Source organism: Streptomyces sp. S063, from assembly GCF_002832675.1.
GTDB lineage: Bacteria > Actinomycetota > Actinomycetes > Streptomycetales > Streptomycetaceae > Streptomyces > Streptomyces sindenensis.
This window is the reverse complement of the sequence record NZ_CP021707.1, coordinates 3,658,802-3,684,023: the sequence shown is the minus strand read 5'-3', so window position 1 is coordinate 3,684,023 and position 25,222 is coordinate 3,658,802. Positions and strand designations below refer to the sequence as shown.

38 protein-coding genes and 1 pseudogene are annotated in these 25,222 nt (G+C 69.6%); 10 read left to right on the top strand and 29 right to left on the bottom strand.

The window, feature by feature from the left end; genetic code table 11:
- Positions 1-25: 25 nt before the first annotated feature.
- The gene (locus CCZ36_RS16845; RefSeq protein ID WP_128818002.1) at positions 26-469 is read right to left on the bottom strand and encodes a hypothetical protein; all 444 of its coding nucleotides are present in this window, start codon (positions 467-469) and stop codon (positions 26-28) included.
- A gap of 162 nt (positions 470-631) precedes the next feature.
- On the opposite strand from CCZ36_RS16845, the gene CCZ36_RS16840 reads away from it, so the two are divergent.
- The 3 genes and pseudogenes from CCZ36_RS16840 to CCZ36_RS16830 all read left to right on the top strand — a co-directional run bounded on the left by CCZ36_RS16840 (position 632) and on the right by CCZ36_RS16830 (position 1,497).
- Positions 632-922 carry a hypothetical protein gene (locus CCZ36_RS16840; protein ID WP_128818001.1) on the top strand — a complete coding sequence of 97 codons (291 nt, stop codon included), beginning with the start codon at positions 632-634 and terminating at the stop codon, positions 920-922.
- 17 nt (positions 923-939) lie between these two features.
- Positions 940-1,260: a DUF6233 domain-containing protein gene (locus CCZ36_RS16835; protein WP_128818000.1), complete on the top strand. Its 321-nt coding sequence runs from the start codon at positions 940-942 to the stop codon at positions 1,258-1,260.
- Between the two features lie 26 nt (positions 1,261-1,286).
- Positions 1,287-1,497 (top strand): annotated as a pseudogene (locus CCZ36_RS16830) (hypothetical protein).
- A gap of 11 nt (positions 1,498-1,508) precedes the next feature.
- Here CCZ36_RS16830 and CCZ36_RS16825 read toward each other — a convergent pair.
- On the bottom strand, positions 1,509-2,063 hold the full coding sequence (locus CCZ36_RS16825) for a hypothetical protein (protein ID WP_128817999.1): 555 nt from the start codon (positions 2,061-2,063) through the stop codon (positions 1,509-1,511).
- A gap of 100 nt (positions 2,064-2,163) precedes the next feature.
- Here CCZ36_RS16825 and CCZ36_RS16820 point away from each other — a divergent pair, with 100 nt between their 5' ends.
- On the top strand, positions 2,164-2,742 hold the full coding sequence (locus tag CCZ36_RS16820) for a hypothetical protein (RefSeq protein ID WP_237302682.1): 579 nt from the start codon (positions 2,164-2,166) through the stop codon (positions 2,740-2,742).
- A 154-nt stretch (positions 2,743-2,896) separates the two neighbouring features.
- On the opposite strand, the gene CCZ36_RS16815 is transcribed toward CCZ36_RS16820, so the two are convergent.
- The 25 genes from CCZ36_RS16815 to CCZ36_RS35080 all read right to left on the bottom strand — a co-directional run bounded on the left by CCZ36_RS16815 (position 2,897) and on the right by CCZ36_RS35080 (position 18,969).
- Positions 2,897-3,649 (bottom strand): phage antirepressor KilAC domain-containing protein, encoded by a 753-nt coding sequence (locus CCZ36_RS16815; RefSeq protein ID WP_164873513.1) that lies wholly within the window; start codon positions 3,647-3,649, stop codon positions 2,897-2,899.
- A gap of 414 nt (positions 3,650-4,063) precedes the next feature.
- Positions 4,064-4,825: a hypothetical protein gene (locus CCZ36_RS16810; RefSeq protein ID WP_128817997.1), complete on the bottom strand. Its 762-nt coding sequence runs from the start codon at positions 4,823-4,825 to the stop codon at positions 4,064-4,066.
- A 92-nt stretch (positions 4,826-4,917) separates the two neighbouring features.
- Positions 4,918-5,340: a DUF6011 domain-containing protein gene (locus CCZ36_RS16805; protein ID WP_128817996.1), complete on the bottom strand. Its 423-nt coding sequence runs from the start codon at positions 5,338-5,340 to the stop codon at positions 4,918-4,920.
- Positions 5,337-5,513 carry a hypothetical protein gene (locus CCZ36_RS34780; protein ID WP_164873512.1) on the bottom strand — a complete coding sequence of 59 codons (177 nt, stop codon included), beginning with the start codon at positions 5,511-5,513 and terminating at the stop codon, positions 5,337-5,339. The genes CCZ36_RS16805 and CCZ36_RS34780 overlap by 4 nt, the downstream gene beginning before the upstream one ends.
- Positions 5,506-6,282, bottom strand: coding sequence for a hypothetical protein (locus CCZ36_RS16800; RefSeq protein WP_128817995.1), 777 nt, complete (start codon positions 6,280-6,282; stop codon positions 5,506-5,508). The genes CCZ36_RS34780 and CCZ36_RS16800 overlap by 8 nt, the downstream gene beginning before the upstream one ends.
- A 75-nt stretch (positions 6,283-6,357) precedes the next feature.
- Positions 6,358-6,897: a 3'-5' exoribonuclease gene (locus tag CCZ36_RS16795; protein WP_128817994.1), complete on the bottom strand. Its 540-nt coding sequence runs from the start codon at positions 6,895-6,897 to the stop codon at positions 6,358-6,360.
- Positions 6,897-7,088, bottom strand: a complete 192-nt coding sequence (locus CCZ36_RS16790; protein ID WP_128817993.1) for a hypothetical protein — start codon at positions 7,086-7,088, stop codon at positions 6,897-6,899. The genes CCZ36_RS16795 and CCZ36_RS16790 overlap by 1 nt, the downstream gene beginning before the upstream one ends.
- Positions 7,088-7,591, bottom strand: a complete 504-nt coding sequence (ssb, locus tag CCZ36_RS16785; protein WP_128817992.1) for a single-stranded DNA-binding protein — start codon at positions 7,589-7,591, stop codon at positions 7,088-7,090. Before ssb ends, CCZ36_RS16790 begins: the two co-directional genes overlap by 1 nt.
- A 155-nt stretch (positions 7,592-7,746) precedes the next feature.
- Complete coding sequence (locus CCZ36_RS16780; protein ID WP_128817991.1) at positions 7,747-8,202, bottom strand: hypothetical protein; 456 nt, start codon at positions 8,200-8,202, stop codon at positions 7,747-7,749.
- Positions 8,199-8,756, bottom strand: a complete 558-nt coding sequence (locus tag CCZ36_RS35760) for a hypothetical protein (RefSeq protein WP_128817990.1) — start codon at positions 8,754-8,756, stop codon at positions 8,199-8,201. The genes CCZ36_RS16780 and CCZ36_RS35760 overlap by 4 nt, the downstream gene beginning before the upstream one ends.
- A gap of 295 nt (positions 8,757-9,051) precedes the next feature.
- Positions 9,052-9,747, bottom strand: coding sequence for a hypothetical protein (locus CCZ36_RS16770; protein ID WP_128817989.1), 696 nt, complete (start codon positions 9,745-9,747; stop codon positions 9,052-9,054).
- Positions 9,744-10,730, bottom strand: coding sequence for a hypothetical protein (locus CCZ36_RS16765; RefSeq protein WP_128817988.1), 987 nt, complete (start codon positions 10,728-10,730; stop codon positions 9,744-9,746). Before CCZ36_RS16765 ends, CCZ36_RS16770 begins: the two co-directional genes overlap by 4 nt.
- Before the next feature lie 63 nt (positions 10,731-10,793).
- Positions 10,794-11,648 (bottom strand): DUF2303 family protein, encoded by an 855-nt coding sequence (locus tag CCZ36_RS16760; protein WP_237302681.1) that lies wholly within the window; start codon positions 11,646-11,648, stop codon positions 10,794-10,796.
- Complete coding sequence (locus CCZ36_RS16755) at positions 11,645-12,034, bottom strand: hypothetical protein (RefSeq protein ID WP_128817987.1); 390 nt, start codon at positions 12,032-12,034, stop codon at positions 11,645-11,647. The genes CCZ36_RS16760 and CCZ36_RS16755 overlap by 4 nt, the downstream gene beginning before the upstream one ends.
- 85 nt (positions 12,035-12,119) lie before the next feature.
- Positions 12,120-12,407, bottom strand: coding sequence for a WhiB family transcriptional regulator (locus tag CCZ36_RS16750; protein WP_128817986.1), 288 nt, complete (start codon positions 12,405-12,407; stop codon positions 12,120-12,122).
- Positions 12,404-12,664 (bottom strand): hypothetical protein, encoded by a 261-nt coding sequence (locus tag CCZ36_RS16745; RefSeq protein WP_128817985.1) that lies wholly within the window; start codon positions 12,662-12,664, stop codon positions 12,404-12,406. Before CCZ36_RS16745 ends, CCZ36_RS16750 begins: the two co-directional genes overlap by 4 nt.
- Positions 12,661-14,136: a UvrD-helicase domain-containing protein gene (locus tag CCZ36_RS16740; RefSeq protein WP_335755804.1), complete on the bottom strand. Its 1,476-nt coding sequence runs from the start codon at positions 14,134-14,136 to the stop codon at positions 12,661-12,663. Before CCZ36_RS16740 ends, CCZ36_RS16745 begins: the two co-directional genes overlap by 4 nt.
- A 73-nt stretch (positions 14,137-14,209) precedes the next feature.
- Positions 14,210-15,610: an AAA family ATPase gene (locus tag CCZ36_RS16735; RefSeq protein ID WP_164873511.1), complete on the bottom strand. Its 1,401-nt coding sequence runs from the start codon at positions 15,608-15,610 to the stop codon at positions 14,210-14,212.
- Positions 15,607-15,906: a hypothetical protein gene (locus CCZ36_RS16730; protein ID WP_128817983.1), complete on the bottom strand. Its 300-nt coding sequence runs from the start codon at positions 15,904-15,906 to the stop codon at positions 15,607-15,609. Before CCZ36_RS16730 ends, CCZ36_RS16735 begins: the two co-directional genes overlap by 4 nt.
- Positions 15,903-16,154, bottom strand: coding sequence for a hypothetical protein (locus tag CCZ36_RS16725; RefSeq protein WP_128817982.1), 252 nt, complete (start codon positions 16,152-16,154; stop codon positions 15,903-15,905). The genes CCZ36_RS16730 and CCZ36_RS16725 overlap by 4 nt, the downstream gene beginning before the upstream one ends.
- Complete coding sequence (locus CCZ36_RS16720; protein ID WP_128817981.1) at positions 16,151-16,405, bottom strand: hypothetical protein; 255 nt, start codon at positions 16,403-16,405, stop codon at positions 16,151-16,153. Before CCZ36_RS16720 ends, CCZ36_RS16725 begins: the two co-directional genes overlap by 4 nt.
- Positions 16,405-17,025: a hypothetical protein gene (locus CCZ36_RS16715; protein ID WP_128817980.1), complete on the bottom strand. Its 621-nt coding sequence runs from the start codon at positions 17,023-17,025 to the stop codon at positions 16,405-16,407. Before CCZ36_RS16715 ends, CCZ36_RS16720 begins: the two co-directional genes overlap by 1 nt.
- A complete protein-coding gene (locus CCZ36_RS16710; protein ID WP_128817979.1) occupies positions 17,022-17,774 on the bottom strand; it encodes a BN159_2729 family protein in 753 nt (250 codons plus the stop codon). Before CCZ36_RS16710 ends, CCZ36_RS16715 begins: the two co-directional genes overlap by 4 nt.
- On the bottom strand, positions 17,771-18,364 hold the full coding sequence (locus CCZ36_RS16705; RefSeq protein WP_237302680.1) for a sigma-70 family RNA polymerase sigma factor: 594 nt from the start codon (positions 18,362-18,364) through the stop codon (positions 17,771-17,773). Before CCZ36_RS16705 ends, CCZ36_RS16710 begins: the two co-directional genes overlap by 4 nt.
- An 80-nt stretch (positions 18,365-18,444) precedes the next feature.
- Positions 18,445-18,969: a hypothetical protein gene (locus CCZ36_RS35080; RefSeq protein WP_206515738.1), complete on the bottom strand. Its 525-nt coding sequence runs from the start codon at positions 18,967-18,969 to the stop codon at positions 18,445-18,447.
- A 230-nt stretch (positions 18,970-19,199) separates the two neighbouring features.
- Between CCZ36_RS35080 and CCZ36_RS16695 the strand changes: the two genes are divergently transcribed.
- The 4 genes from CCZ36_RS16695 to CCZ36_RS16680 all read left to right on the top strand — a co-directional run bounded on the left by CCZ36_RS16695 (position 19,200) and on the right by CCZ36_RS16680 (position 22,428).
- Positions 19,200-19,628, top strand: coding sequence for a helix-turn-helix domain-containing protein (locus tag CCZ36_RS16695; RefSeq protein WP_128817978.1), 429 nt, complete (start codon positions 19,200-19,202; stop codon positions 19,626-19,628).
- Between the two features lie 150 nt (positions 19,629-19,778).
- On the top strand, positions 19,779-20,012 hold the full coding sequence (locus tag CCZ36_RS16690; RefSeq protein WP_237302679.1) for a hypothetical protein: 234 nt from the start codon (positions 19,779-19,781) through the stop codon (positions 20,010-20,012).
- A 13-nt stretch (positions 20,013-20,025) separates the two neighbouring features.
- Positions 20,026-21,399, top strand: coding sequence for a tyrosine-type recombinase/integrase (locus tag CCZ36_RS16685; protein ID WP_128817977.1), 1,374 nt, complete (start codon positions 20,026-20,028; stop codon positions 21,397-21,399).
- A gap of 51 nt (positions 21,400-21,450) precedes the next feature.
- Entirely contained in the window at positions 21,451-22,428 is a 978-nt protein-coding gene (locus CCZ36_RS16680; RefSeq protein WP_206515737.1) for a hypothetical protein, read from the top strand.
- A 269-nt stretch (positions 22,429-22,697) separates the two neighbouring features.
- Here CCZ36_RS16680 and CCZ36_RS16675 read toward each other — a convergent pair whose 3' ends face one another.
- Positions 22,698-23,396: a hypothetical protein gene (locus CCZ36_RS16675; RefSeq protein ID WP_128817976.1), complete on the bottom strand. Its 699-nt coding sequence runs from the start codon at positions 23,394-23,396 to the stop codon at positions 22,698-22,700.
- Between the two features lie 166 nt (positions 23,397-23,562).
- Positions 23,563-23,940, bottom strand: a complete 378-nt coding sequence (locus CCZ36_RS16670; protein WP_069743614.1) for a DUF6344 domain-containing protein — start codon at positions 23,938-23,940, stop codon at positions 23,563-23,565.
- Positions 23,941-24,231: 291 nt separating this feature from the next.
- Between CCZ36_RS16670 and CCZ36_RS16665 the strand changes: the two genes are divergently transcribed.
- Together CCZ36_RS16665 and CCZ36_RS16660 are read left to right on the top strand one after the other, a co-directional pair.
- Entirely contained in the window at positions 24,232-24,366 is a 135-nt protein-coding gene (locus CCZ36_RS16665) for a DLW-39 family protein (RefSeq protein WP_003958712.1), read from the top strand.
- A 248-nt stretch (positions 24,367-24,614) separates the two neighbouring features.
- Positions 24,615-25,220 carry a hypothetical protein gene (locus CCZ36_RS16660; RefSeq protein WP_128817975.1) on the top strand — a complete coding sequence of 202 codons (606 nt, stop codon included), beginning with the start codon at positions 24,615-24,617 and terminating at the stop codon, positions 25,218-25,220.
- Positions 25,221-25,222: the final 2 nt, after the last annotated feature.

Here is a 25,222-nt window from a genome sequence, read left to right as displayed (position 1 = left end):
GCGGTGGCGCGTTCGGCCGGGGTGATCAGGCGGAGGCGTTGCCATCGATGCGCGCGCAGACGACCGCGGCGAGCGCCTGGTCCTCGCGCGGGCGGGCGCCGGTGTACGCCTCGGCGGCCTCGCGCTGAAGCGCGGCGACGCGCTCGGCCCGGGTGGTGCGCCCGGCGCGGGCGCGGAGGAGGAGCGCGTACTCGCCGCGGGTGATGGTCCGGTCGTCGATGCGGGGCATCTGCCGGAGGAGGGCCCGCTCGACGGCGCGCGCCATGTCGGTGCTTCGCCCGTGCTCGTTCTCGGCGTAGTCGCGGGCGTAGGCGAGGCGGTTCACGTCGCGCATCGCGGCGTCCGGCAGGTTCTCGACGAGCCGGTCGGCGATGCGGTTGAGGAGCTGGCGGAGGTCGCCAGCCTCCTCGATGGCGCGAGTCTGGCGGAGGGCTTCGTCCGGCTGGGAGAGATCGGTAGGGTCGGGCATGCCTGCCCCTTCGTCGTGGTTGAGGGTGGGCACCCCCGGCCCATATGGCGTTCGCAGCGCCGGGCCGGGGGATTTGTGCGTAGGCAGCGCGGGGCTACTTCCGTCGACTGTATGGGTCCCATACACTCGATGCAAGTACCCGCCCGGGAGGAAGGTGCGGGCGTGGACGAGGAGGAGGTGCGGCAGGTGGCTGATGCTCTCGATGCCGTGGAGCAGATCGCGGACCCGGAGGCGCGCGTCCAGGCCATGAGTCGAGTCATGGCGGCGCAGGTCAGGCGGAACGCGAAGTGGAAGAAGGAGCGTCACGATCTGGTCCACGCGTTGCGCGAGGAGGGGGTGTCGCTACGGAAGATCGCGGTGCGGGTGGGGACGTCGCTGGGTACGGTCCAGGACATTCTTCGGGGTCATTCGGGGTCGTGGGGGGATCGCCCGAAGGTGTCCGATGGAGAGTAGCGCGTAGACTCGAACATATGAGCGAATGGCAACCCGGGGGGCCATCCCGCCTGGACATGCTGCTCTTCCTGGAGCGCGTCCAGGAGATGGACCTCGCCCGCACCCGCGAATGGATCAAGAGGGAAGAGGAGCGCCTCGCCCAGGGGGCAGCGGTTCCGGAGTACGTTGCTCAGAACGGCTCAGGGCCCGCGATGGGCATGATCCACAAAGGCACATGCAGGCCACTCGGTGCCGACGTTCACGCCGTCACAGCGGACGACGCCCGACGCCTACTGCACGCAGACGTCACCTTCGCCTGCCAGGTCTGCCGCCCCGACACTGCCCTCGGGCTGTTGTGATCAGCGACTCGCGGCACGCTGGAGGGATGGAGCACGCGCCGATCGTCGTGCACCGGCCGTCGCCTACGGGCGGCCGGCGCGTCATTGCGCGGGCAGATCCTGGGGCTGGCCTACTCCGACCACGACCTGGTCGTGTTCCTCGCCGACGCGGGCCTCCTCGGCCCGGACCTTCTGCTGGACGATCCGACGTGGGTCGAGTGGCGGGGCGGCCGGGCCCAAGAGTGGGACGCGGTCTAAACATCAGCCCTTCAACTGGCGCGCAGAGAAGCACGCGCAGCGCCGATGAACCTGCCATAAGCCATGGTCGCTTCGAGATTTAACTGATCCCAGGTCTCGAGCGAAGCAGGTTCTTCCCGGGAGCTATTCATCTCCCCGATCAAACCCACGGTGTGTTGACCCAGCGTGATCATGGCTTTCGCTCCGTCTACGGCAGCCTGTCCTGATTCGTTGTCGCTGAGAAGTTGAACCTTTTGAGCCGTGGCCTTCAGGAGACGCGCCTGGGCCTGGATTCTCTGTGATGGCGCAACATCCAGACCGCGCCCAGGGGCGTTAGCGGCGACCTGCTGGCGGAGCTCACCCCGCGCGGCAAAAAGGGCATCCTGGTTGGCTAGCTGAACCGCTTCCAGAACGCTCAGCATTTCGCCGTAAGCCTCCTGCTGGTGAGTACGCAGCCACTGCTTATGGGCCTGCTCACCCTGGGTCTTCGCCTGTTTCAGGAGCCCCAGGCTGGTGGCGAAAGCTGCCAGCGCTGCTCCTCCCGCCCCAGTTGCTCCCGCGATCACTGCGGCAAGTCCTGCGTCCATAAGGCGAGTTTGCCGGAGTCGCTCGACGTTGTGGCGTGAACGGAAGCTTCCGTTTGGCGATCGGGGTGTGCCAGGTCGACCACCGGAGTACGGTCCCGCCATGAACTGGGGATACGCGCGGTCATGGGCCGCATCGTTGGAGTGGGGAGACTGGCCCGCCTGGTTGGCCTGCCTGTTCGCGGCGATCGCTCTGTGGATCAGCATCAGGGCACAGAAGGACGGGCGACGTTCAGCGAACGCCTCGGAGACGTCGGCAACCGCCGCGCAGGCGTCCGTAACTGCCGCGCAAGCGTCCGTCGAGGAGGCGCGTCTCTCTCGTCTCGCATCGGAGCGATCGGCAACCGTGGCCGAGGAGACACTCGCCGACCAGCGCCGGGAGGCGGCTGAACGCCGCGCAGCCGAGGAGGAAGCCAACAGGCCCCGCCCTCGCTTTCTGATCGAGATCATTGGACGGAATCAATACCGTTTGCGCAATGTGGGAACGGGGCCCGCAACTGGAATCACGGTCGCCGCCCGAGACGAGCCTTACATCATGGGCCGGATCCACGATGTGGCATTGGTACCCAGGGAAGCGTTTCCGTTCACCATGGTGGGCGCCGCAGGGGCGCCGATTCCTGGCACTCTGTACGTCACCTGGGACGGCCAGACCGAGGAGGTCGCTGTGGCCGTCCCAGGGTGAGCGGTCAGGTCGGTCGGTGGCTCCATGCCCGCCCGCAGCTGGCGCACCGTACGACAGGGATGGCTCCGGCTCCTCCGTGCCAGCTGGTCTCCGCGCAGACCAGCCGACAACGCGAAGGGTCCCTACTGCCGCGGCAGTAGGGACCCCAGGTACGTCAGGCGGCCGGCAGGGCCGTTCCGCCCAGGCGGTCCACCAGCCAGTCGAGCCCCTTGGGCGTCAGGAAGGTCTGCTCCACCCACTGGTAGCCAGCCTGGACCATCTTGACCTGGGCTCTCCCGGCCTGGATGTGCACCTCATAGGGGATCCGAGGGTTCTGCACCTGGAGAAAGCGCAGATCGCTCTCCCTGAGCCGGTTCATGAACTTCGTCCGCCCCAGCCCCCCGGTGACGTCGGTGAGCGCCTTCGCGGCCGTCCCCATGTCGATCAGTCCGTCACTGTCGCAGAAGGCGTCCCACTTGCCAGCCTTCGGCGCAGCGATCGCGAGTTCCTTCTTCGTGGTGACGAGCTCCTGCGCCGCGACGACGTAACGCTGGGCGAGAGCGAGAACGCCCTCGGGGCTCGTCACGTCGGGCGCGGGGGGCTGGGCGAGCTCGGCCTCGCGGGTCTTGACGGCGAAGTACGTCTTCGCCGCCGCGACCTCAGGCTTGCGGCCGTCACCTGCGAGGGCGACGTGGTACGCACCGAAGCGAGTCAGGCGGTAGTCGGTCACCGTCTGCTTGCCCCAGCGGCCGCCCGGCATCGATTTCGCGGCACCGCGAAAGTGATCAAGAGGGTCGAGGCCGGAGGCGCTGATCGTCTCCTTGGCCCGGTTGGCCACGTCGTCGAAGCGCTCCCAGCGCTCGTAACCCATGAGCTGCTGGAGATCGCGGGCGGACCAGCACTCCTCGCCATAGTGGTCGAGCTGCATGATCCGGTCGAATGGACTAGACCCCCCACTGTTGCCAGAGAGGGGCGACACTGTAGTGTCATAAGAGTCAGTCAAGGGTTCCATCCTTGCTGTCGTAGCTTCGGCGGGAGGCACCCCGCACATAGCTGTTCCCAGGCCGCCTTCGGATCGAAGGCGGCCTTGTGACGTTCAGGTTACGCCATCGGGTTGACACGAAACCGGTATCGCGTTCGACACTGGGTGCCGCGTACCGATGAGTTACTTAAGAATCCAAGGTGACGGGCAATCAGCCCTGGCACAGAGTGTCACCCTTGTTCCTTTTTAGTCCCGCGACGTGAGCCATGTCTCGAATGCCGTCGTGTCGTGGGGCATTGAGCTGAAGATGTCGGTCCTCTGTGCTACGCGGCGGACCAGTAACTTAGCCGCATAGAACGGTCAAAGCCCCTGTTCACCGCTGCCACTCCACATGCGTCCGCAGGACCCGCATCGGACCACGGGTACCGCTCCCGAGCCGCCTTGCATATCAAGGCAGCCGGAGCAGACCGGACAGAGCGCGGCGAGGCGCACGAGGCCTTCGCCGACGTCGAGGGCCCGCTCGACGAGGTCGGCTGACGTACGGGCGACGACGTCGATGCGCTGCTGCTCGGCGTCGGTGAGCGGTCGCCACGGGCCCCGTACGCCCTGGATGCGGGCGAGGAGCCAGAGCGCGGCAAGGGGTGCGGTGCGCTGCTCCCCGGTGTACCGCCAGCGGCGCGGGTTCTTCGACTCGCGGAGCGCCAGCTGGTTGCGGCGCCGGTCGTCCGCCTCGGCGGTACGGCGGGCGCGCGGGTCGTCCGGCCACGAACGGCGTGCTGGAGCGGGGGTGATCGGGGCGTGCTGGACGGCGGCCGCGGTCTGGTCGGCGAGCTCCAGGAGGCCGGCCTCGACGGTGACCATGGTGTCGAGGACGTCGAGGCGCAGTGGGGCGGCGGTCCAGCCGGGCTGGGCGGGGTCGCGCTCCAGGGCACGGAGGGCTTCGGCCCGCCAGGTGGCGGCCTCGGCCTGCTCGTCGTCCTGGTCGCGGTTGCTGATTGTGGCGATGCCCATGGTGGGGGGCCAGGTGGTGCCGCGGGTGGCGAGGTGTTCGCGGAGGTCGCGCCAGTGGTGGGCGATGGTGAAGAGGTGGCGCTCGCTGGTGTGGGTGGCGGTGGTGGTCATCGGGCGCTCCGGGTGTGCGGTGGGGCTATCGTGATGATCACCTGGGGGCGCATCCGGTCTTGGCGGACGGTGGATGCGCCCCTGCTGCATGCTCAACCGTTCATGTGAGGTGGAGTGATCGGCTCGGTCGGACCGTTGGGCCAGGTCGCAGAGAGCAGGTCGATCACCCGCTGGGGGTTCACCCCGGCGCTGCCGGAGGCGGCGACGTACGCGCGCATCTGGTCGACGGTGCGCTTGATCGCGGCCTCGGCCCGGTCCGCGCGGGCCCTCTCAGCGAGGTACTCCTTGAACTCGGCGACGGCGGCCTGGTCGCCGGGGCTGAGCACGGTCCGCGGGTCGTTGCCGCAGCGGCCGGTGGGCTTCGGGTCGGTCATGGGTTCCTCGAAGGTGAGTTGGTGGGAGCTCGCGGTCGCGGTGCTGACGTGGAACTTCTTGGCGCAGGTGGGGCCGATGCCGGCCGCCCTCGACTCGGGGTCGTGGAGCGGCCGGTTGCACACCCCGCAGGTGTCGGTCACAGGGCCAGCGACCCGGTCCAGGTCGCGAGCTCCTCGGCCGCCGCGCCGTTCGCCTTGAGCAGCTGCTCGCGGTCGCGCAGCAGGTCCTGGACGGCGGCCCAGCAGTCGATCGGGTCGGACGTCGGGGCAAGGCTCCGAATCTCGGAGAGCCGCTCGGGGGTGAGCTCAGCCATCGGTGTCGGCCTTGACGTTGGCCGTGAGCACTTCGTCGACCGTGGTGGTGACGTCGGTGTCGTCGTCGTGGACGAGGCGCCAGCGGCCGGCCTTGCGGTCCCATTCGATGTGCTCGTCGCCGCAGGGGTTGCTGATGTGCCCGTCGGGCTCGATGTGGAACGGGATCTCCGCGTCGACCAGGGCGTTGAGCCCGTCGACTGCGCGTTGCCACGGGCCCTCGTCGGGGAGGCCGAGCACCTTGCGAGCGGCGGTGGACTGGCTGCTGGTCGCGTTGAGCAGCTGCTCGGCGAGGAGCCGGGCCTCCCCTCGGGCGCGATGGGCCTCGGTGCGCCACCGGACCACGTTCGCCAGGGCCCGGTGCAGGCGGCGCTTCAGGTCCTCGTATCGGCGGCGGCCGAGCGGTTCGCGGCCGCGGTCCTCGGTCCACCACCGGATGAGTTCGAGGGCCTGGGCGTGGTCGTCGGAGGTGATGGCCTGGAGGAAGGTGTCGGCCAGGCGCTCGCGGAAGGTGTCGCCCATGCCGGAGCCCCAGAGGGTCCAGTCGATGAGAGACCAAAGTTCGTCGGGGTGCTGGACGGGGTGCGGCTCGGCGGCGGCCTGCTCGGCGGCGAGGGCGTTCCGGATGGTGGCGAGGTGTGCGTCGATCTCGTCGTTGAGAGCCTTCTGGGCGGTGTCGCGATCGTCCCAGGCGGTTGTCATGCGGCGGCTGGTGACGACGTGCGCGTCGATCTCGGCGCGGAGGCGTCGGGTGGTGGTGAGTCCGAACATGGTGCGTGCTCCTGGCGGTGTGCCGGGGGCGGGCCCTCGCGTAGGGCCCCAAGTCCGGTCGTACGGAGGGGTGGGTCAGGCCTTGCGGGTGATGGAGTCCATGTACCTGGCCATGACGAGGTTGTGGCGGGCGTCCTCGATGGCGTTGTGGTGGCCGTCGACCTGCGTCGGGAGCTCGCCCGGGGTGAGGCCGAGGCGCTTCGCTTCGGTGACCAGGTCGTCGGTCTGCATCGGGATGCCGTGCGGCAGGTTGGACATCGGACCCCAGAGCTGGGCCAGGGCGACGTGGTCGTACGCGGAGTAGTAGGCCCAGAGCTGCGGGTCCGGGGTCTCCAGGATGAAGCGCTCGACCATGCGGGCGATCTGGGCGCGGGGGTGGACGTCGGGGTCGGTGACGTCGATGCGGTCGATGCCGCGCTGCCCGGGCGGGTTCTTCAGGATCGGCAGGGACGGCCAGACGTTGGCCATGAGCCAGCCGTGCCGGCGGACGGCGCCCTGGTCGAACTGGGAGGACACGGCGTAGAGCTCGCGGCCGTCCTCGGCGACCATGCCGATGCTGATCAGGTCGATGGTCCGGCCGTCGTCGAGGAACTCGGTGTCGTAGAAGATGCGCATCAGTTCTGCTCCTGGGTGGTCTTCGGTACGGGCAAGAGGTCGAGGGCGTCGCCGATGTCGTCGGCGATCTGGCGCCAGCGGGCGGCGAGCTTGGGGGCGGTGGTGTCGCGGGCCCCGGCGGCGACGAGGAGCGCCTCGACGATCTCCGAGGCCTCGCCCGCGCCGCCGGGGAGGCGGAGGAGCGCGGCCATCAGAACGGGGGTTCGCTGTAGCCCTTGGCGTTGTCGATGGCCCAGGGGTCGTCGGCCGGGGGCTGGGTCGGGCGGGACTGCTGGGGTCGGCCCTGCTGGGCCTGCCCGCCCGGCTGTGCGCCTCCCTGCCCGCCGTTCTGACCGGACGTGACCTTGGAGACCACGGCGGTCGCGAACGCCAGGTTGGGGGCGATCGAGCGGATCAGCAGCGCGGTCCGCTCGTGCTTCTGACCGTCCTTCTCCCAGCTCTCCGTACGCAGCTCGCCGGAGACCATCACCTCCATCCCCTTCGCCAGGGTCTCGGCGGCGTTCTCCGCCAGGCGCTCCCACGCCGTCCCCCGCACGTACAGGACGTCGCCGTCCTCCCACTCCTGGGTCTGGCGGTTCAGCCGGCGCGAGTTGAAGGCGAGCGGGATCGAGGCGACGGCCTTCGAGGACGGGGTGAAGCGGAGCTCGGGGTCGTTCGTGAGGCGGCCGACGCCGGTGAGGGTGGGCAGTGCCATGTGATCTTCCTGTTCTCCCTGCGCGCGAACCAGATCGGAACCGGTTCACGCGGTGGGTATCTATCGCTTGGTGATCTTGAGGTTGGGGAGGTTGGTCCAGGTGCCGGTGATGAGGCCGGTGGTGATCGTGACGAGGGCGACGAAGGCGACGATGATCACTGGGGGCGGTTGTTGATGGTGGTGGCGAGCTTGTGGGCGGCCTGGTGGATCGCCTGGCGGTTGTCGAGTCCGGGGCCGTGGTCCTCGGCGATCTCGTGGAGGAGGTTGGCGAGGAGGCGGCCGACGTTGGGCCCCATGGCGGCGATGTAGGCGGCGTCCTCGTCGGTGATGCTCTCGGCCTGGAAGACGAGGTCGTCGTGGTCGGTGGGCTCGATACCGATGGCGCGGCACGAGGTGTCGTAGACGTCCTCGTCTTCGCGGGCCACGCGCCAGCTCGTGCCGTGCGCGGCTTCGTGGAGGGCTTCGAGGTCGAGGACGGCGTCGCGGATTTCGTCTTCGGGGTCGAGGGGGCCGCAGTCGGGGGCGGTGCACTTCTCGCGGGTGCCGACGTGGGTGCTAAGGCCGCCGTAGAACGGGTCGGGGCCCTCGTGGGTGGTCTCGGGCTTGGTCACGAGGGGTCTCCCATCGATCCGGTGCACTTCCGGTGCGCGATGAACTTGCTGTAGGGCTGCTCGCACTTGAAGCAGCCGACCCCTTCGGTGGTCAGCAGGTTCTCGTGGTCGAGGAGGGTGGGCCCCGGGTCTTCTCCGTTGTTCATTCGGCGGATCGTGTCGTCGCCGACCTTGTACATGGCGAGGATGATCCAGAGGTGTTCGCCTTTGCCGGGGTCGGCCAGCGTGGCGTTGATCTTGCTTTGAGGTACGGGGGTTGATGTCACCGGTTCTTCTTTCTGCGGTGGTCGGAGAGTCGGGTGACTCCGGCCGGGAGGGAGGGCGGTCTGTTCCTGGCGGGCGGGGCAGGTGGCGATGTGGGGGAGGTGGAGGCGTTCCCAGCCGGTCAGGGGGAGGTCGGCGGTCGGGCGGCGGGAGCGGAGGGTGCCGTTGCCGTCGCGCCAGACGGCGGCGTTGCCGGTCGGGTCTGGGTCGGGATCGACGGCGAGTCGGCGGCCGGCTTCGGTGCGGGTCCAGCGGATCGGTTTGTGGCAGTCGGGGCACTGTGGGGCCATGGCGGGGTCCTGTGGGTGGCGGTGTGGTTGGTGTCGGCCTCGGCGATGCGCTCGGGGTGCGGGGCGGGCAGGGCGGTGCGGAGCGCGGGGGGCTGGGTCATGCAGGGGCTGTCGGGGGCGGCGGCGCAGACGGGGCAGGTGGTGGTGTGGATGACCCAGGCGATGCGGCGGACGTCGTGGGTTTTGTTGCGCCAGGTGGTGCCGAGGGCGGCGTTGGAGCAGAGCTCTCCGACGGGGGCGGTGCATGGGGGCCAGGGGCAGCGGACGGCGAGCTGGGGGAAGCGGGCGGTGCGCATCAGGAGGGCTCCTCGGTGGTGTCGTGCTGGGCGAGGGCTGCGGCCGAGGCGGCGCGGATGCGGTCTTCGGCGGCGCGGGCTTCGTCGGGGTCGATCGGGGGGAGGCCGGCGGCCTGGCGCTTCGCGTCTTCGAGGCGGCCGGGGTGGACGTCGCGCATGCGGCGGCCGCCGGCGTCGCAGCTGACGCCGGGGAGGGCCTGGCAGACGCGGCAGCCGATGGCGCGCGGGTTGACGACGCCTTCGCGGGCGGTGGGGGTGGCTTGGCCGACGGCGGCCCGGATGGCGGCGACGCGGTTGGTGTAGGGGCCGGGTTCGCCGGGCGGGAGGGCGAGGCGGTCGGCGGTGCCGAGGGCGGCGGCTGGGGTGCGGGCAGGGAGGAGGCCGTCGGCGGCGGCGGTGATGAGGGCGCGGCGGGCGGCGGCGGACTGGGCGCCGGTCTCGTCGGGGTTGCCGTCGTAGACGACGTGCGCCAGCTCGATGCGCTCCTCCCTGCGTGCCTTGATCTCGGTGACGATCTCGGCGGGGGCTACGAAGGCCTGGCGGGCGGCGACGGCGATGACTGCGGCGCGGGCGTCGTCCACGGTGTACGGGGCGAGGATGTCGCCCCAGACGTCGGGGGTGTGCTCGTTGAAGCGCTGCTGGGGGCAGACGCTGGCGACGTACTTCGCGATGAGGATTGCTTCCTCGGGGGTCACTGATCCTCCTGGGGCTGTCGGGCCTGGGCGCGGGCGAGGGCGCGGTCGAAAAGGTCCATGCCGGTGTCGGGGTCGTAGCCGTGTTGGCCGCCGGTCTGACGGGGGGCAGCGGCACGAGAGGCGTTCATGACCTCGTTGACGACGGAGGGGAGCGTCGAGGGGTGGAGTCCCTTGGTCATCCAGGTGGCGATGCCGCGCCGGATGGTGTCGGGGTGGATGCGGTCCTCCTCGAGGAGGACGCGGATCTCCTTGCCCATCTGGCCTACGACGCGGGACGGCGGGCGGGTGGCGCAGCGGTCCAGCCATTCGCCGACGATCGTCTGGGTGGTGACCTTGCCCGGGTGCTCGTCCGCGGGTTCGTCGAGGACCTCGGCATCGACGACGTCGTCTTCTGGCGCGGCTTGTGCGTCAGCCGAGACGGACGGTTCGCGAGAAGAGAGAGGTCTTGTAGAGAGAGGAGAGAGAGTAGGCGTCCGGGATTCCCTGACACTGACGTCAGGGATTTGCGGACACTGAGGCTCGTCAGTGTCCGGGTTTTCCTGACACTGGTCAGTGTCCGCAGAGTCCGGACGCTGAGAGTCGTCAGTGTCAGGGATTTCCGGACTCTGAGCGTCAGTGTCCGGGTTCTCCGGACCCTGAGAGCCCCTGTCAGTGTCGGGGGAATCCGGACGCTGATCGTCGTTCTCAGGGTCCGGAAGTTGCGGACGCTGAAGGGGGAGGATCATGTACTTCGCCGTGCCGTTCTTCTGGCCGGCGGAGACCCGCTTGAGGCAGTCCTTCGCGATCAGCGCCTTGATCAGGGCGTAGATCTGGGCGCGGGAGACCTGGGCGCGGCGGAGGATCTTCTCCGACTCGACGCTGGACCAAGTGATCCGAGTCGAGTCCCGAGCGTCGTCGGCCAGCACCGCGAGGGCGAGCTTCTCGCGGTGTGTCAGCGTCGTCGGCGCGTAGTCCAGCACCTCGACGTACAGGCGGCCGCCCACAGGGCTCCTTCGGGGTGGTGCGGGGTGCGGCCGGGGGTGACCCGGCCGCACCATGAGCGGGGATCAGATACGAGCCGGTGCGCCGTTCAGCACGGCCATCGGGACGTCGGAATCGATGAGCGTCCGGATGTCGGCGAAGGCCGCGGCGAGGACATCGCCGGGGCGCTCGATCTTGAAGCCGAGGCGCAGTTCGCCCTTCGCCTTGTCCAGGCGGTACTTGAAGCGGGCGATCACCTTGTAGGGCTCGGTGCCCTCGAAGGGCCGCAGGGCCAGGGTCAGCGTCGCCGGGATGGTGATGTCGCCCTTGTGGCCGGCCTTCCCGGTCTGCTCCTCGACGTACGAGAACTTCCGGGCACCGGAGTCGAGCCGCTGAGAAGACTGGAACTCGGCGGAGGTGGTCACCTCGAAGGACTCGGCGAGCTCCAGCATCGTGGCGGCCGTCGGCTCGACCAGGTCGACGAGGTTGTCCTCGACGAACTCGGCGAACTGACCCTGCGGGATCAGCTGGCCGTCCATGGAGGTCCAGGCCCGCCAGGCGGACGTCTCGCGGAGGTGGAGCTCGACGCGGTGACCGCCCCAGCGGGCGTCCTCGGCGGTGTGGGCGTCGAGGACCGCGGTGATAGTGCGGCGCTCGACGTCCGCGTAGACCTCGCTGTCGTCGTTGCCGTGCTTGTCGAAGTAGGCGAGGAAGGACTCGACGTCGCGGACCACGGTGGTGCCGCTCTTCCGTGCCGGGACCCCGGTGTGCTCGGGGCCGGTGAGGTCAACCTTCTGGACCCCGCCGCCCGGGGTAACGAGGGTGTAGATGAAGCCGGGTTCGAGCTGGTGGGGCTGGGCGGCGCGCATGGCGACGTCGATGACGGCCTGGGTGCCGTTCAGGTCGGACGGCATGGCGGCGTCGTAGCGGTTCAGCGTCACTTGGCGCTCCTGAGTTGGGTGGGGGCGGGGGTGGGCTCGACCTCGCGGAGCCCGGTGATGACGGGCTGGCGCGGGTCGGTGCGGGAGAGGTTGCCGGTGTCGTCGACGAAGAAGATCGACTTCGGGCGCTCGGTCTTCGGGACCTTCGAGGTGACGGTGTCCGTGACGGTGACGGTCCGGCCGTCGGTGCCCGCGATCGGCTTGACGTCGATCTTCAGCGCGATGGCCCCGGCCTTGCCGGTCTCGCGGACGGCCTCGATGAGCTCGTGCAGGCGGGTGGACAGCTCGTCGTGCAGCTGGCCGCCGGACTGCTCCTGGAGGAACGCGGCGAACGGGCGGACCGTGCGCTCCTCGGTCTCCTCCGCGGCGGGCTTCGTGGTGCTCATGACTTCTGGCTTCCTTTCGGGCACTGCTTGGTGGGTGGTGGCCGGGTGCGCGGACGGAGCGGGTCAACGTCCGCGCACCCGGTGCTCAGCAGGCGCGCTGCTGCTTCGGCGGCGCGCCGGTCCGGGTCGCCAGCTCGAAGCGCTGCTTGCCGGACTTCCCGCCCCGGATCCCGTGGCGGCTCGATGCCCCCAGCCCGCGCTCCTCGATGAGGGCGGACTCCAGGCACGCGTCGCGGATCGGACAGCGGAGACAGGTGGTCTTGGCTTCCACGCGGGTGGTGTTCGCCGCGCTGGTACGGCCCTCGGGGAACCAGGTGTCCGTGTCGCAGCCCAGGCAGGCGGCGAGTCCCCACGGGACGTCGATCGGGGTCATCGGAGGTCGTCCTCTCCGGTGTGGATGGGGGCGTCGGGCCAGATGCCCCAGCAGTCGATGAGGTCGGCGGACGGACCGCCGGGCTCGGTCTCGATGTCTGCGGTGGCGATGGCGGCGCGGAGGCGGTCAAGGCCGGCGGCGAAGTCGTCCTCGTCGGCCAGGGAGACGTACGCGATGCGGAACAGGACGGCGGCGCCCGCGATCACGGCGGCCCAGGCGGCGACGAGGCCGATGACAACCCACTCGACGATGCTCATGAGCTCACCGCCGTGATGGTGTCGACCCAGGCGAGGGCCTCGGCGTCGAGCTGCTGGCGGGCCCGGGTCACCGCGACGTACGCGAGGCGGCCCTCCTCACGCGGGAGGAGGATGTGCCCGCTGGTGGGGTCCGACTTCGGGGCCCGGAAGTCGCTGTGGATCCGGACGGCGGGCCACTCCCGGCCCTTCGCCTTGTGCGCCGTCGAGACCACGAGCTCCGCGCGGTTCTCGGAGACCAGCGCGTCGGCCGCCGCGAGGATGGGGCCGGTGCCGTGGTCGTTGATCAGCCGTACGAGCGTCTTGAGCGAGCCGTCCTCCTCCTCGGCGTACTCGCACACCGCGTCCCAGGACGGGAAACCCATCAGCTCGGGGTGGTCGGTCGGCTGCCCGGACTGGAGCGCCTCGGCGGCCCAGGCCAACGACTTGATGTCCCCGCCTCCGCCGACGAGCGCGACCTTACGGCCGGCGGCCAGGCCCTCCATCACGATGCCCATGGCGCCGGAGTTGCTGCGGCAGAGGATCGCGTCCGGGTTGCCGACGGGGCCGACGGTGGAGTCGGCCTGGTCGTAGCCGGTGAGGCGGAGGGGTGCGTCGATGACGCGGAGCCAGCGGTTCGCCTCGGCGGCGATGGCCGGGCCGAATCGGAAGGACTGGGAGAGCGTCAGCTCGGGTGCGCCGAGCGTCCGGACGAACTTCTGGAGGGCGTCGTTCGCGCCGCGCCAGCTGTAGATCTGCTGGGCGGAGTCGCCGACCGCGATCCGCTGGGCGTGGTCCTGTTCCAGGAGCACCGCGCTGAGGACGTCGTTGGTGTCCTGTGCCTCATCGAGGAGCACCACGTCCGTCTGGAGCTTCGGGCCGCTGAGCGCCCACATCTTCAGGTAGTGGTCGTGGGACAGCTTGAGCACGCCGTCCTCGTCGGTGAGGTCGGCCCACGCGGCGAGCGCCACGGGGAGGACCAGGGCGAGGAGTTCGGTGCGGGGCTGCTCGCCGGTGAGGCCGTCGTACTGCGGGACGTGCCACTTCCGGATCTCAGGGTCGGGGCTGTGGCACCAGCGGGTAATCGTGTCGAGCGCCGCCCGCATGATGATCTTGCCGGTCATCGGCTTCCGAGGGCCGAGGTCCGTCGCGATGGACGGAGTCGCGCCGATGATGCCGAGGATTTCCTTCACACCGAGGGCCTGAGCGGCCTGGTGCGCGGTCTGGCGAGGGCCGAAGAGCCGCTCGTTGTACCGGGGGTCGTAGGCCAGGCCGTGGCCGGTCTTGCACAGCACGGTCGCGGGGAAGGAGCGCGAGGCCTCGGCGGCGATGGCCTTGTTGTACGCGACGTAGACCATCCGACGGCGTGGGTCCGACTTCGCGATCATCTTCAGCGTCGAGCTCTTCCCGCAGCCTGCGCCGGCCTGGAGTACGAGGTCGATGCCGTCGCCGTAGGTGTCGATGGCGTCGCGCTGCTCGGGGGTGGGGTCCACCACTGGGTGTTCCTCCTCTCTGGGGTGGTGCGGGCCCGGCCGGGAGTCGGCGGCCGGGCCCGCAGCCAGTGGTGGATCAGGCGGAAACGGGCTCGCGGGCGGCGTCCAGGAGCTTGTTCAGGTGCTCCCGGAACCGGTCGGCCGCGTCGTCGCCGGTGAAGCCGTCGAGCGTCTCGATGACGACGGCGGCCTCCCCGAACGTCAGGTCGTTCTGGGTGGGGACCTGGCGGCCGACGATGAGGCTGATGGCGCGGAGGCGGCGCTCGCGGTCGGAGTTGTCGAGGCCGAGCCCGGCGAGGGTGGCGAAGATCTTCCGCGACTGCGGGGCCGTCACCGCCTCGCTGCCCGGCCGGCCGCCGGTTGCCCCCGCAGTGGCGTTGCCGGTGCTCGGGGCCGAGTTCTCCGGTGCCTTCTGCGGCGTGGGCCTGAGCGCCGTACCACGGGCCTTGATCAGGTCGCCGAGGGTGAACATGACCAGGTCGCCGTCCTCCTCGACCATCCGCTCAACCGCGATCCATCCGCCGGCCTCGGCTCGGCGGTGCAGCTCGATCGCGCGGTCGTACGTCATCGAATCGTCGGCGAGGAGGGCGGTGACGACGTCGCCCAGGCGCTCACGGAGCAGGGCATCGACCGTGGTCGGCTGACCCCCGGTGGGGTGGAGGACACCGGCCTGGCGCAGGTTGCGGCGGGCGGCGTCGGCCGAGAGCTGGAGGACGGCGTCGAGGGTGAGCTCGTCGGCGGCCGCCGCGTCTACGATCGCCGCGACGGGGTCGACGCCCTGGCCGAGCTGGTCGAGGATCGTCTCCCCGATCTCCTCGCCGGGGTGGTGGATGCAGAGGCCGTCGAGGGGCGTGTACCGGGTCTTGGTGACCGTGGCGGTGCCCTCGATCATGTCCATCACGACGTCGAATTCGTACTCAGCGCCTTCGCGCTGGACGGCCTTGACTCCAACCTTGGTGACCTTCTTGCCCTCGATCACGTAGTCGCCCTTGGTGCGCATCGTGACGATGAGGTGACCCCGGAAGTTCAGGATCGCGTCGAGCATCTGCTGCTCGATGGGGTTGCCGGTGCGCCAGCCGCCGAAGGTGCCGCCGCTGCCCGCCTTGGCTCCGGCGGTCTCGACGATCTCCAGGAGGCCGCCCTTGCCGTTCCAGAAGTGGCTGTAGGAGTCGATGATGAGGACCTCGACGCCGATCTCCTCGGCCTGGCGGACGAGGTCGATCAGGTGCCGGGGGTCGTGGGTGTCCATCTCGACGTGCTTGAAGCGGTGGCCGCCGAGGTCCGGCCGTCCGGGGACGGGGGCGTACTTCTTGGCGGAGCCGCGCTCGGTGTCGGCGAGGGCGATCACGCCGTTCTTCGCCAGGCCCTCGGCCATGCGGAGCGCGGTCTTGGTCTTGCCGCACCCGGCCGGGCCCTGGATGGCGATCCGGGCCTTCGCGGTCTCGCGGGTGGCATCGGTGAAGGTGAAGGTCGTCACGTGTTGCTCCGGGGGGCGCGCTGCTGCGGGGTGGTGGTGAGGCGGCCGGTCGCGGTGGCGGCGACGAGCCACTGGGCGGCGTCGCGGACCGCGCCGAACCGGGCGGTACGGCGCCGGGCGATGGCCTTGCTGTCGTGCGGCTGCTTCTGGCCGTACATCTCGGCGGCCCGGGCGAGGAGGCCGGCGGACAGCTCCGCCCCCGTCTCGCTCCGCAGCTCACCGAGGAGGTTCGCGGCCTGAGTGGCGGGCATGCCGCCCTTGACGAGGCCCTGGTAGGCCCGGGAGTAGGCGCTCATCCGCACTCACCCGGCTTCACACCTGCGGCCTTGTGCCAGGCGGCGAACTCGGGGCCGCTCATGCCCGGCTCGGAGCCGTCCACGGCGGCCTGCATGGCGGTCGCAGCGACGAGCGCGAGGGTGGCATGTACCTGCGCCTCGGCGGCGAGAGCGGCACCGACGACCGGATTTGCCCCGTCGCCGTAGGTGAAGTGGTGGGCGCGCTCGGCGAGACGCTCGGCCTCGCGGTAGTGCTGGGGACCGTTCACCGGACACCTCCGACGCGGAGTTCGGCGAGGGCGGACCCGTACGCGGCACAGTCCCAGGAGCAGAACTGGCGCTTCGGCTCGCTGCTCCCGACCACGTCGATCACGACCCAGCCGGGGATGCGGCGCACCCCGCCGGGCTGGGCACCGCACCCGGTGGTCGTGCACCGGGCGGTCGTCTGCACGTCGCGCGGCGGCGTGGGCTCGCCGACCAGGCCACCGTTCCAGGCCTTCGCGGTCGTCTTGGCTGCCATCAGGCACCGTCCTTGGGCTGGGCGAGGAGGAAGTACCGGCCGTCGTCGGGGCCGTGGGCCGTGAGGAGGCCGCGGGTGGCGAGGTTGTTCAGGTCGGTCCGGGCGTTGTGGCGTCGGCCGCGCGTCGGGTAGCCGAGGTCCGCGTACACCTGCTCCGCGCGTCCGGTCTTCCACCGGGTGCCGGGGTCGGCGTGGATGTGGGCGAGCAGCTGCTGAGCCCGGTAGCTGAGTCCGTCGACACGCGACGGCTCCTCCGACTTCGGGGCGAGAGGGGCGGGCAAGTTCCCCGTCTCGTGCAGCACCTCCAGCCAGTTGGCCGGGTAGGACAGGTGCCGCCACTGGATCTTCATGAACCGCTGCGGTCCCCCGTAGCTGATCGTCTCGACCGTCACGTTCACGGCCTGGGCGACGTCGGTGATGCCCGGCAGGTCCGCGCGGACCATGTGGTTGGTGCCCTGCGAGATCGGGCCCGGCTGGTAGCCCTCGGGCAGCCAGCCGCCGATCTGCATGTAGCTGTGCCCGTAGTGATCGGGCGAGAGCTCGGTCAGCGACCAGTCGGTCAGGGTGACCGTGCCGTCGAACAGCTCGACCGTCGCGGGCGTGGTGATGACGTCGCTCATCCGCGCTCACCGCCCTGCGCGGCCGCAACCGGCTCACGGACGGGAAGGATCGGGCCGAGCAGGTCGACCACGGCGGCCAGGGTGCAGCGCTCGGGGCGCCCGTCCTGCGACAGCAGCGGCATCCCCTCCGCCGAGTAGTCCCCGTGGAAGTACCAGGTGTCGCCGGTGATGTCCTTGTGTCCGACGGCCAGGTCGTAGATGAGCCCGGCGTGCCGGTACGGGCGGCGAGCTTTCGCCTGGGCGACGGCCTGTACCTCCGGCACGTCGTACGCCAGCACGCTGACCGGCACGTCGCCGATCGTCGTGCGGCCGCAGACCACATAGTCGAGGCCGGTCAGCTGGTGCTCGACGATGCCGAGCGTCGACATCCACCCGGCCCACCGGGACAGGTCGGTGATCTGGAGGCTGATGACGACGGTGTCGCGGTCGGCGCGGACACCCACGAAGTCGGGCTCGGCGGCGTAGGTGGAGCGGATGGCTTCGACGAGCTGCGCGGCGCGCTGGCACGCAGCGTCCCAGTCCGACGCCTGCTGCTCCAACTCCGTCGGCTCCGGCGGCGCGGGCTGCGTGGCCGGAGCGACCGGAGCCCAGCCCTGCGGGGTCCGGCGCAGCACCGCGCCGAAGGTGCGCTCGGGGTCGACCAGGAGGCCGGCCCCGTCGAGGGCGTGACCGATGGTGGTCGCGACGTCGCCGTCACCGGCGAGCAGCTCGCGGACCATCGTGATCGCGGCGGGGAGGTTCTTGTTCATGCCGCCACCGCCAGGTGACGCATCGCGGTCAGGCCCCGGTACGTGAGCTGCTTGACGCTGCCCTCGGTTCGGCGCATCGCCTTCGCGGTTGCCGAGATCGACAACTCGTTGAGGTACCGAAGCTGGATCGCTGCGTGCTGGTCGGGCGTGAGCGCCAGGAGCGCGCCGTGCACGGTGTCGGCGGCTTCGACTGCGGCCAGCTTGCGCAGCCCGGTGTCCTCGGCACTGTCGACGAGCGCGTCTGTGTCGACCAGATCGCCAACGGGCGTCTCCAGGCGCGTCCGCAGGGCCTTGAAGTGGTCGACGATCAGGTTGCGAGCGATGGTCACGAGCCAGGCCACGAACTCGCGGCCCTGCCAGGTGAAGGTGGAGATACGGCGGAGCGCTCGGAGGAAGGTCTCCTGCACCAGGTCCTCGGCGAGGTACGCATCGACGATGTGCCCCCGGATGTACCGGGACACTTCGGCGTGGTGCTCGTTGTAGAGGGTGGCGAATGCCTCCCGGTCGCCGCTGCGGGCGAGGGCGAGGAGCTCCGGCTCCCGTCCCGCTCCCGGCAGGGTGCTGATCTTGGGGCTAGCCTGTGGTTTCACGGCCTGCCTCCCGTTCTCTGGTGTGGTGGTGGGTCTGGGGGTCGTCCGGTACTTGGCGGTGCGGGCGACCCCGCGGTGTGTCAGGCGGAGACCTGGGTGCGCTGCTCGCGCAGCCCCGCCAGGACCGCGTGGGCGTCGAAGCGCCGACTACGGCCGACGTAGTGCAGGCCCGGCCACTGCCGGCCCGCGTCCCGCGCGGCCTTGATCTGTGCGTCGATCCAGCTCGGCGACTTCCGCAGGAAGTGCGACAGTTCGCGCTGGTCGAGCAGCTGCTCCGGCAGCGGTGCGGCCTTCCGCGCCGCCGACTTTCCGGAAACCTCGACGGTCGATCTGCTTGTAGATGTAGATTCCACGACCGTGAAGAAGACCGGCTCGAAGAGCGCGGTGACCTCCTGGTCGAGGGCTTGGGCGATGAGCTCGGCGGCCCGCTGGGAGCAGTCCTCGCGGGCGCTCTTGCCGGTCCCGGCGATGAAGCCGACGTACGCGGGGCTCAGTCCGCGGCCCGTCGGGTCCAGCTCCTTCGTTCGGGCGGCGAGGTGCGGGATGTCCAGCCCGGCCGCCCTTATGGCGGCGCGGAGCGGGGCTCCCTTGTCCAGTCGTCGCATGGTGATCCTCCGGCGCATGGCCGAATAGGGGTCCCGCAGACCTTGCTGACCTGCGCTATCTACAGTCTGCAATGTAGATGTAGATTTCGTCAAGGGGCTCACCGAGGGCGAGGGCAAGCTCAAGGGGGGCGCACGGGGGTCATGTAGGTGCGCCGGTGCGCGGTCAAATACGGGTCAACGTGCTGGGATCTACTTGCGGATGTAGATGCAGATGCGGGATTCTGCGCTGTGTGACTACAGGCCCGAACCACCCCGGCGACCATGTGCGCGCCGCCGAGGACCCCGCCCCCACCGGCGAGGACCTGGCAGCACTCCTCACCCGCCTCCTCGAAGAGGCGGGCGACCGGTCGCAGAAGGAACTGGCGGAATCCGCCGGCATCAAGTACCCCACTCTCAACGCCTGGATGAATCGCACCAGGGGGACCAGTCGGATCAACCCGGACGACCTCCGCGCGATCGGAAACGTGATGCGTGAGTGGGGTGTCGAGGTGACACCGCGCCAGCTCTTCCAGGCCTCCGGGCGCCCGATCCCGGGCCCGACCGATGAGGAACGGGAGCAGCGCCTCCTGGAGATCTACCGTCAGCTCCCTCGGAGGGCTCAGCGCACGCTCATTGAGACTGCCGAGGTCATGCTCGGGGCGGCTCGTGCCTCAACGTAGTAAATGAGGGTTGCCTAATCCAAGGGGGAATTCGCTCTTCCGAATGCATATGACGAAACACCTACACCACATCCGCACACAGATGTAATCTTCAACCTCCGCTGTCCTCCCGTAGCGGCTACCGCACCTATGCGAGCCCTGGGGATATCTGTGTGCACTCTCATCGCCGTAGCCGACAACGCCCAGTCGGACACCGCAACTTGGGACCCGGACGAGATCACCATCACTGTCCAAGGGGGCACCCACCGTCACACCCTGATCAGAGAACTCGCGGCGCTCCTGGCGGACCTCGGCGCACCCACCACACCCGGCGGCGGACTCACCTGCTTCTGCGGTGACCCCATCACCATCCCGCAGAACGCCATCGCCGCCGGCCCGCTCTGATCAGGAGTACGCCGTGCCCACCAAGACGACGACCGCACCACGAAACCCGCGCCCCAACCCGTCGATGAAGTGCGGGTGCCCGCCGTGCCTCAAGAAGTACCCCCGCAATCCGCGCACCCCGGTTCCGATCGAGGAGCACGCCGGATCGTGGGAGGCCCGGTACACAGACCCGACCGGCAAGGGCCGCAGCAAGAACTGGCCCACAGAGACCGCGGGCATCGAGTTCCTGGAGCAAGTCCGCACCGAGATGCGTCAGCGGACATGGGTCGACCCTGCCCGTTCCGAGATCACCCTGTGCGCCTGGCACCGCCTGTGGTGGCCGACGCAAACCGGCGAGGAAACCACTCTCGACCGAGACAGTCGGAGCTACCGGAACCACATCGAGCCGCACTGGGGCAAAACGAAGCTGTACGAGTTCAGCTGGCTCGGCATCCAGACCTGGGTCAACGGCCTGCACGACGCCAACGGGGGGCCGCTCGCCGCGTCCTCAGTCGTGAAAGCGTTCCAGATCCTCGACCGGATGTTGGAGGCCGCCAAGCTCGACCGGCGCCTCCCCTTCAACCCGGCGGAGGGCGTGAAGCTCCCCCGGGTGAAGAAGAAGCACCCCGAGGACCGGCGGCCGCCCACGTACGCGCAGCTCTGGCTGATCCGCGCGAACCTGCCCGACTACATGCACGCACTCCAGATCGTTGCCCAGGAGACTGGACTCCGGTGGGGTGAGTTGGCCGGTCTGCGCTGGTGCTGGGTCGATTTCAAGGCCCGGCGCCTGCATGTAAGGGAGGTGCTCACGGAGGTGCGCGGGAAGATCAAGCGCAAGGCGTACCCGAAGTCTGACGCTGGCCTGCGCACCGTGCCGCTTACCGGGCTGGCGTGCAGGGTCCTGCGCGAACTCTTCGCGGAGGAGCCGGACGCGAGTACCGCCGTCTCCGAGCCGGTCGACGGCCTCCGCGAGAACGAGCTCGTATTCCACGGCCGCAACAAGAAGAGTCGTCAGGGGCAGCCGTATCGGGCACCGATCCGCCGGTCTGCGTTCCGGCGGCTGTGGATCAAGGCGATCAAGGCGGCCGGGGTTGCGCGGATGAAGGTCAAGAAGTACTGGGCCGAGGAGCCGCACCCGGAGACTGGCCGGATGCGGAAGGTGGAGAAGGAACGAACCGACTACTGGCCGGACTTCCACGACCAGCGCGATGCGTATGCGTCGCGGCTCCACGACCGCGGCGTGCCGGAGGTGATCGTGCAGGAGGTCCTTGGGCATGAGCGCGCCGGCAAGGTCACCTGGCTCTACACCCACGCCGCTGCCGACTTCGCCGGTCAGGTGCTAGCCGCCCTGGAGCAAAAGAAGCCGGGGAGGTCAGGTGCGAAGAAGCCGCTTCGCCTGGTGGCGTAAGTTCCGAAAATGGAGCCCTCACCACGCAGTTGGGACTCTACTCTCCAGGTCATGAATAAGGACGCTCAGCGACTTTGGTACTCCTCGAAGAAGTGGATGACCGCCGCGTTCACGGCGTTCTCCGACGGACCCATGACGAAGGACATGGCGGTCCACCACGCTGGTGTGGCGGCTGAGCACCTCCTCAAGGCGTATCTGGCCCACCTCCACCCTGCGCTGATCGTGGAAGGCAGAGACTTCAGCTCGCTGCTTCACGCGACGGGACACGGGGCCCACGCCTCCGGACCCCGCAGCCAGGCCAAGACGATCGGACTCGTCGAGGCCTATGTCCGAGTTGCGGGGATCTTGAAGGGTGGCATGCCCGTCTCCCGCCAGGAGCTCCTGCCGCTTGCTGAGGCTCGTAACGGCGTTGCGCACGCGGCCTTTCACGACGAAGAGCAGGTCAATGCCGTCTTCACTACCTGTCTGCGAATGGCTGACAGCCTGCTTCCGGTGCTTCCACCTCTCGGCGATTTCTGGGGCCAATATCAGGGGCTGCACGACAAGTTGCTGGACATACAGGTCGAGGAGGCGCGTGTTCACCTGGAGGGCAAGCTCGCGAGAGCCCGGCAGATCTTCTCCGAGCGCTATGGACACTTCAGCATGCAGGACCGCGCCCTCGTGCTGGCGGCAATTGCGAACGTGACCTCACCTGGATACATCGAGCACGATGAGTCGGCGGCCTGCCCCGCCTGCGACTCACAGGGCTGGCTCAGTGGCGAGACGAGCAGCTCTGAGACGGCTGACACAGTGCTGATGACCCCCTTCGTCTTCGAATGCCCCGCGTGCGACCTTCACCTTGAGGCGGGGGAACTGGGGATGCTGAAGAAGCCGTTCCCGAAGGAGATCGACTTGGAGGTCTCTCCCGCCGACTTCTATTCGGAGTATCGCGGCGCTTTCCCGGTGGGGGACGAGGGCCCGTACAGCGTGTTCTCTGGAGGTCCGGTGCCGGACGAGGAAGTGATTCTGGATGCCTACAGGCTTCGGTGATCGGGAGCTGGCCAGCGTGGCTCTCCCTGTGCCCCATAGCTACCCCAGAGGTACCCCGGCACCGAGGCAAGCCGGGCAGGGTTCTACGAATGCTTGTCGATGTAGATCGAGGTAGGGCCAGGTCAGGAGGCCATGCGCCTGACCTGGGCTTGTCCCCTATATAGGGCCGGGTCCTGATAAGGATGAGGCCACAGGTTCAAATCCTGTTAGCCCCACCAGACTGAAGGCCCCTCACCGGAGACGGTGGGGGGCCTTTCGCATGGGCGGGGTCAGCTCTGGGTGGTGTCGCGGAGCTGGACGAGGTAGCCGGGCTCGGGGCCGGTGAGCTCCAGCCATCTGGCGGCCGCGAACCAGAGGCTGGTGGGCTCGTCGGCGGTGGGGATCTGGAAGACGGCGTTCACCGGGCCCTTGCTCGCCGGGTTGAGACCGAACGAGGGCCGGGGCTTCCCCTGGTCGTACCAGTACTCCTCGTAGGCGCTCGTGAGCTGGACGTCGTTCCGGGTCTGGCTGTAGGCGATGTCGCCCACGTTGAGGGTGACCGTGTCCTCGGCGGTCCATCTGGCCTCGCCCTTGCCCACGTTGAGCACTTCCATGCGGGCCACGCAGAACTGCTTCCCGTCCTCCGGTGTCGGGGGCTCTGTCGGTGCGCTCAGGGAGTCGTGCGCCAGGACCTTGGGGTCCAGCGGTTCGCCGCAGGTGACGTCCTCGACGGTGATCTCGAACTCCTCGGGCCGCGCCTCGTCCGAGGAACCGATGGTCAGCTCGAACGGCTCTCCGAGGGCGGCCCGGCCCAGAATCTCCGCGCCCGGCGGGGCCCCCACGTCCGGGTCGGTGGTCGTCGCCGCCGCGGGTACGGCGCTGCCGGGGCTCGACGTCGTATCGGGCGAGGTGGCCGCCGCGCAGGCGGTGACCATGAGGAGCACGGAGGCGGCGCCGAGGGCCGCGAGGGTACTGCCACGAGAGCTCATCGAAGGGTCCTTTCGGCGGGGCGCCGGCTCCTTCCATGGTCGTCCGGTCTGTGGTGTGCCGCTCGTCGGCGTTCTGGACGTACGGGAGAGGCCCCGGGGCACACGAAAAGGCCCCCGGCCGGTGTGAACCGGACCAGGGGCCCCGGAGTGCGGTGGACCGCCGAGGTCAGGGGGGCGGAGCCGGGGAGTCGCCTTCCGGGGCTGTGTGGTGGGAGCCGCTCTGTGCGGTCGTGCGGGCGGTCTGCGCGGGGTCGAGCGACAGGTGGCGGGTGGCCGGGGAGGAGCCGTGCGCCTCGGCCCGGATGCGCTGCTTCATCGTGGGCGGAAGGGCCCGGTCACGCGGAAGGGTCCATCGGACCGAGGGAGCGATCGGGGTTGCCGCGGTGGCACTCGTGTGCTCGTGGGTCGTGGGGCCCGGCTGCGCGGCGGCGTTCGTGGCGTTCGCGGTGCTCGCCGCGGCGGTGGCGAGGCCCAGCGACGCCAGGAGGGCGAAGAAGGCGGTGATGAAGGCGGTCCAGAGGTTCTTGGGCTTGAAGGTGCTCATGGCCCCTCGCTTTCGGACGGTCCGGTTGCTGACTCCTCCGATCATGTGGATCCCGGCCGCGATTCCGAGGAGCGACGCCCGCTCTGCGCCGATCTTCGGATTAACACCACTCGTATGGTGCAACCGGGCTGGACAGGCCCTCCCGGGCGGCGTGAAGGGGGCGTCGGGAGGTGGTTTCCGACACCGTGGAGGGGGTGTCACGGGGGTCCGGGCAGGTCACCGATCGGTATCGGCCGGTGTGTATAGTCGGCGACATAAGGCCCTTACGCCAAGGAAAGACGAGGTCGCGCGGTGAAGAAGCTTCTCCTGGTCGCACTGGCCGCCATCGGCGGGCTCCTCGTGTACCGCCAGATCCAGGCGGATCGCGCCGAGCAGGATCTGTGGACGGAGGCGACCGACTCCGTGCCCGCAGGTTCGGGTGTGTGAGACGACACAGTCTGTTACGGGCCCCGGTCGCTGAGCGGCCGGGGCTTCGTGCTGTCCGGGGCCGGCGCTGACGCGTCGGCCTCTTTCGCTATGGCGGGCCCGTGACGCACCACCCCTGAATTCACCGGAGCGAATTGTTGACTTGCTGAAGCAAAGGGCCTGGCGGGAGGTCCGGCTTCATGACTGAGGGCGCACCAGGTGATGACGCGTCATCAGCGTCGAGCCGCGCCAGGGAGGCAGGGGGCGGCGTGTCGCTTCTCCCCCTGGCGGCGGGCGCGCTTCCTGTCGCGGCCGTGACGCTCGCACCGGTGGGCAGCCGGCAGTGGGAGTGCGTCGCCGCGGCGGGCAACGGCCGTCACAGCGACGCCCACGAAGCCGACGCGCCGGCCCGCCAACTCCAGCGCGCCGCTCAACTGACCGCCGACAGCTACCGGTTCGCGGGGCAGCCCGGGGCCGGTGGCGGCAGCGTGGGCAGCGGGGGGCATGCCCCGGCGCTGCGCGCGCGGGCCGCCGAGATCGCGGAGAAGCCGCGGTCCGGTGTGGTGCTGCGGGTCGCCGTCCTCGGCGGCGAGTTGGCGGGCCCCGAGCGCGGTGCGCCGGTCCGGGTCGGGAGGGCGAGGGGAGGAACAGGGGCAAGAGGGGCAATGCGGCTGTGGCCGGAGACAGCGGCGGTGCGGGCGGGGCAGGATGGACCGGCATCGCGGCCGCTGCCGGGGCGGGCGCCCTGGTCGCCACGGCCGGAGGTTCCCTCCTCGTCCGCCGTCGCGGTCGCGGCAGTCGTGGCCGCAGGGGCCGCTGCGGCTGAGCGGTCGGGGCGTCGGGCAGCTGGGCGGCCGAGGGGTACCGGTGAGTGAGG

Bases quoted from the DNA above. Each gene is read 5' to 3' on its own strand.
- CCZ36_RS16845 (WP_128818002.1), bottom strand. From the start codon at position 469: ATGCCCGACCCTACCGATCTCTCCCAGCCGGACGAAGCCCTCCGCCAG.
- CCZ36_RS16835 (WP_128818000.1), top strand. From the start codon at position 940: ATGAGCGAATGGCAACCCGGGGGGCCATCCCGCCTGGACATGCTGCTC.
- CCZ36_RS16825 (WP_128817999.1), bottom strand. From the start codon at position 2,063: ATGGACGCAGGACTTGCCGCAGTGATCGCGGGAGCAACTGGGGCGGGA.
- CCZ36_RS16820 (WP_237302682.1), top strand. From the start codon at position 2,164: ATGAACTGGGGATACGCGCGGTCATGGGCCGCATCGTTGGAGTGGGGA.
- CCZ36_RS16815 (WP_164873513.1), bottom strand. From the start codon at position 3,649: ATGCAGCTCGACCACTATGGCGAGGAGTGCTGGTCCGCCCGCGATCTC.
- CCZ36_RS16810 (WP_128817997.1), bottom strand. From the start codon at position 4,825: ATGACCACCACCGCCACCCACACCAGCGAGCGCCACCTCTTCACCATC.
- CCZ36_RS34780 (WP_164873512.1), bottom strand. From the start codon at position 5,513: ATGGCTGAGCTCACCCCCGAGCGGCTCTCCGAGATTCGGAGCCTTGCC.
- CCZ36_RS16800 (WP_128817995.1), bottom strand. From the start codon at position 6,282: ATGTTCGGACTCACCACCACCCGACGCCTCCGCGCCGAGATCGACGCG.
- CCZ36_RS16795 (WP_128817994.1), bottom strand. From the start codon at position 6,897: ATGCGCATCTTCTACGACACCGAGTTCCTCGACGACGGCCGGACCATC.
- CCZ36_RS16790 (WP_128817993.1), bottom strand. From the start codon at position 7,088: ATGGCCGCGCTCCTCCGCCTCCCCGGCGGCGCGGGCGAGGCCTCGGAG.
- ssb (WP_128817992.1), bottom strand. From the start codon at position 7,591: ATGGCACTGCCCACCCTCACCGGCGTCGGCCGCCTCACGAACGACCCC.
- CCZ36_RS35760 (WP_128817990.1), bottom strand. From the start codon at position 8,756: ATGGCCCCACAGTGCCCCGACTGCCACAAACCGATCCGCTGGACCCGC.
- CCZ36_RS16755 (WP_128817987.1), bottom strand. From the start codon at position 12,034: ATGAGCACCACGAAGCCCGCCGCGGAGGAGACCGAGGAGCGCACGGTC.
- CCZ36_RS16750 (WP_128817986.1), bottom strand. From the start codon at position 12,407: ATGACCCCGATCGACGTCCCGTGGGGACTCGCCGCCTGCCTGGGCTGC.
- CCZ36_RS16745 (WP_128817985.1), bottom strand. From the start codon at position 12,664: ATGAGCATCGTCGAGTGGGTTGTCATCGGCCTCGTCGCCGCCTGGGCC.
- CCZ36_RS16730 (WP_128817983.1), bottom strand. From the start codon at position 15,906: ATGAGCGCCTACTCCCGGGCCTACCAGGGCCTCGTCAAGGGCGGCATG.
- CCZ36_RS16720 (WP_128817981.1), bottom strand. From the start codon at position 16,405: ATGGCAGCCAAGACGACCGCGAAGGCCTGGAACGGTGGCCTGGTCGGC.
- CCZ36_RS16715 (WP_128817980.1), bottom strand. From the start codon at position 17,025: ATGAGCGACGTCATCACCACGCCCGCGACGGTCGAGCTGTTCGACGGC.
- CCZ36_RS16710 (WP_128817979.1), bottom strand. From the start codon at position 17,774: ATGAACAAGAACCTCCCCGCCGCGATCACGATGGTCCGCGAGCTGCTC.
- CCZ36_RS35080 (WP_206515738.1), bottom strand. From the start codon at position 18,969: ATGCGACGACTGGACAAGGGAGCCCCGCTCCGCGCCGCCATAAGGGCG.
- CCZ36_RS16680 (WP_206515737.1), top strand. From the start codon at position 21,451: ATGAATAAGGACGCTCAGCGACTTTGGTACTCCTCGAAGAAGTGGATG.
- CCZ36_RS16675 (WP_128817976.1), bottom strand. From the start codon at position 23,396: ATGAGCTCTCGTGGCAGTACCCTCGCGGCCCTCGGCGCCGCCTCCGTG.
- CCZ36_RS16670 (WP_069743614.1), bottom strand. From the start codon at position 23,940: ATGAGCACCTTCAAGCCCAAGAACCTCTGGACCGCCTTCATCACCGCC.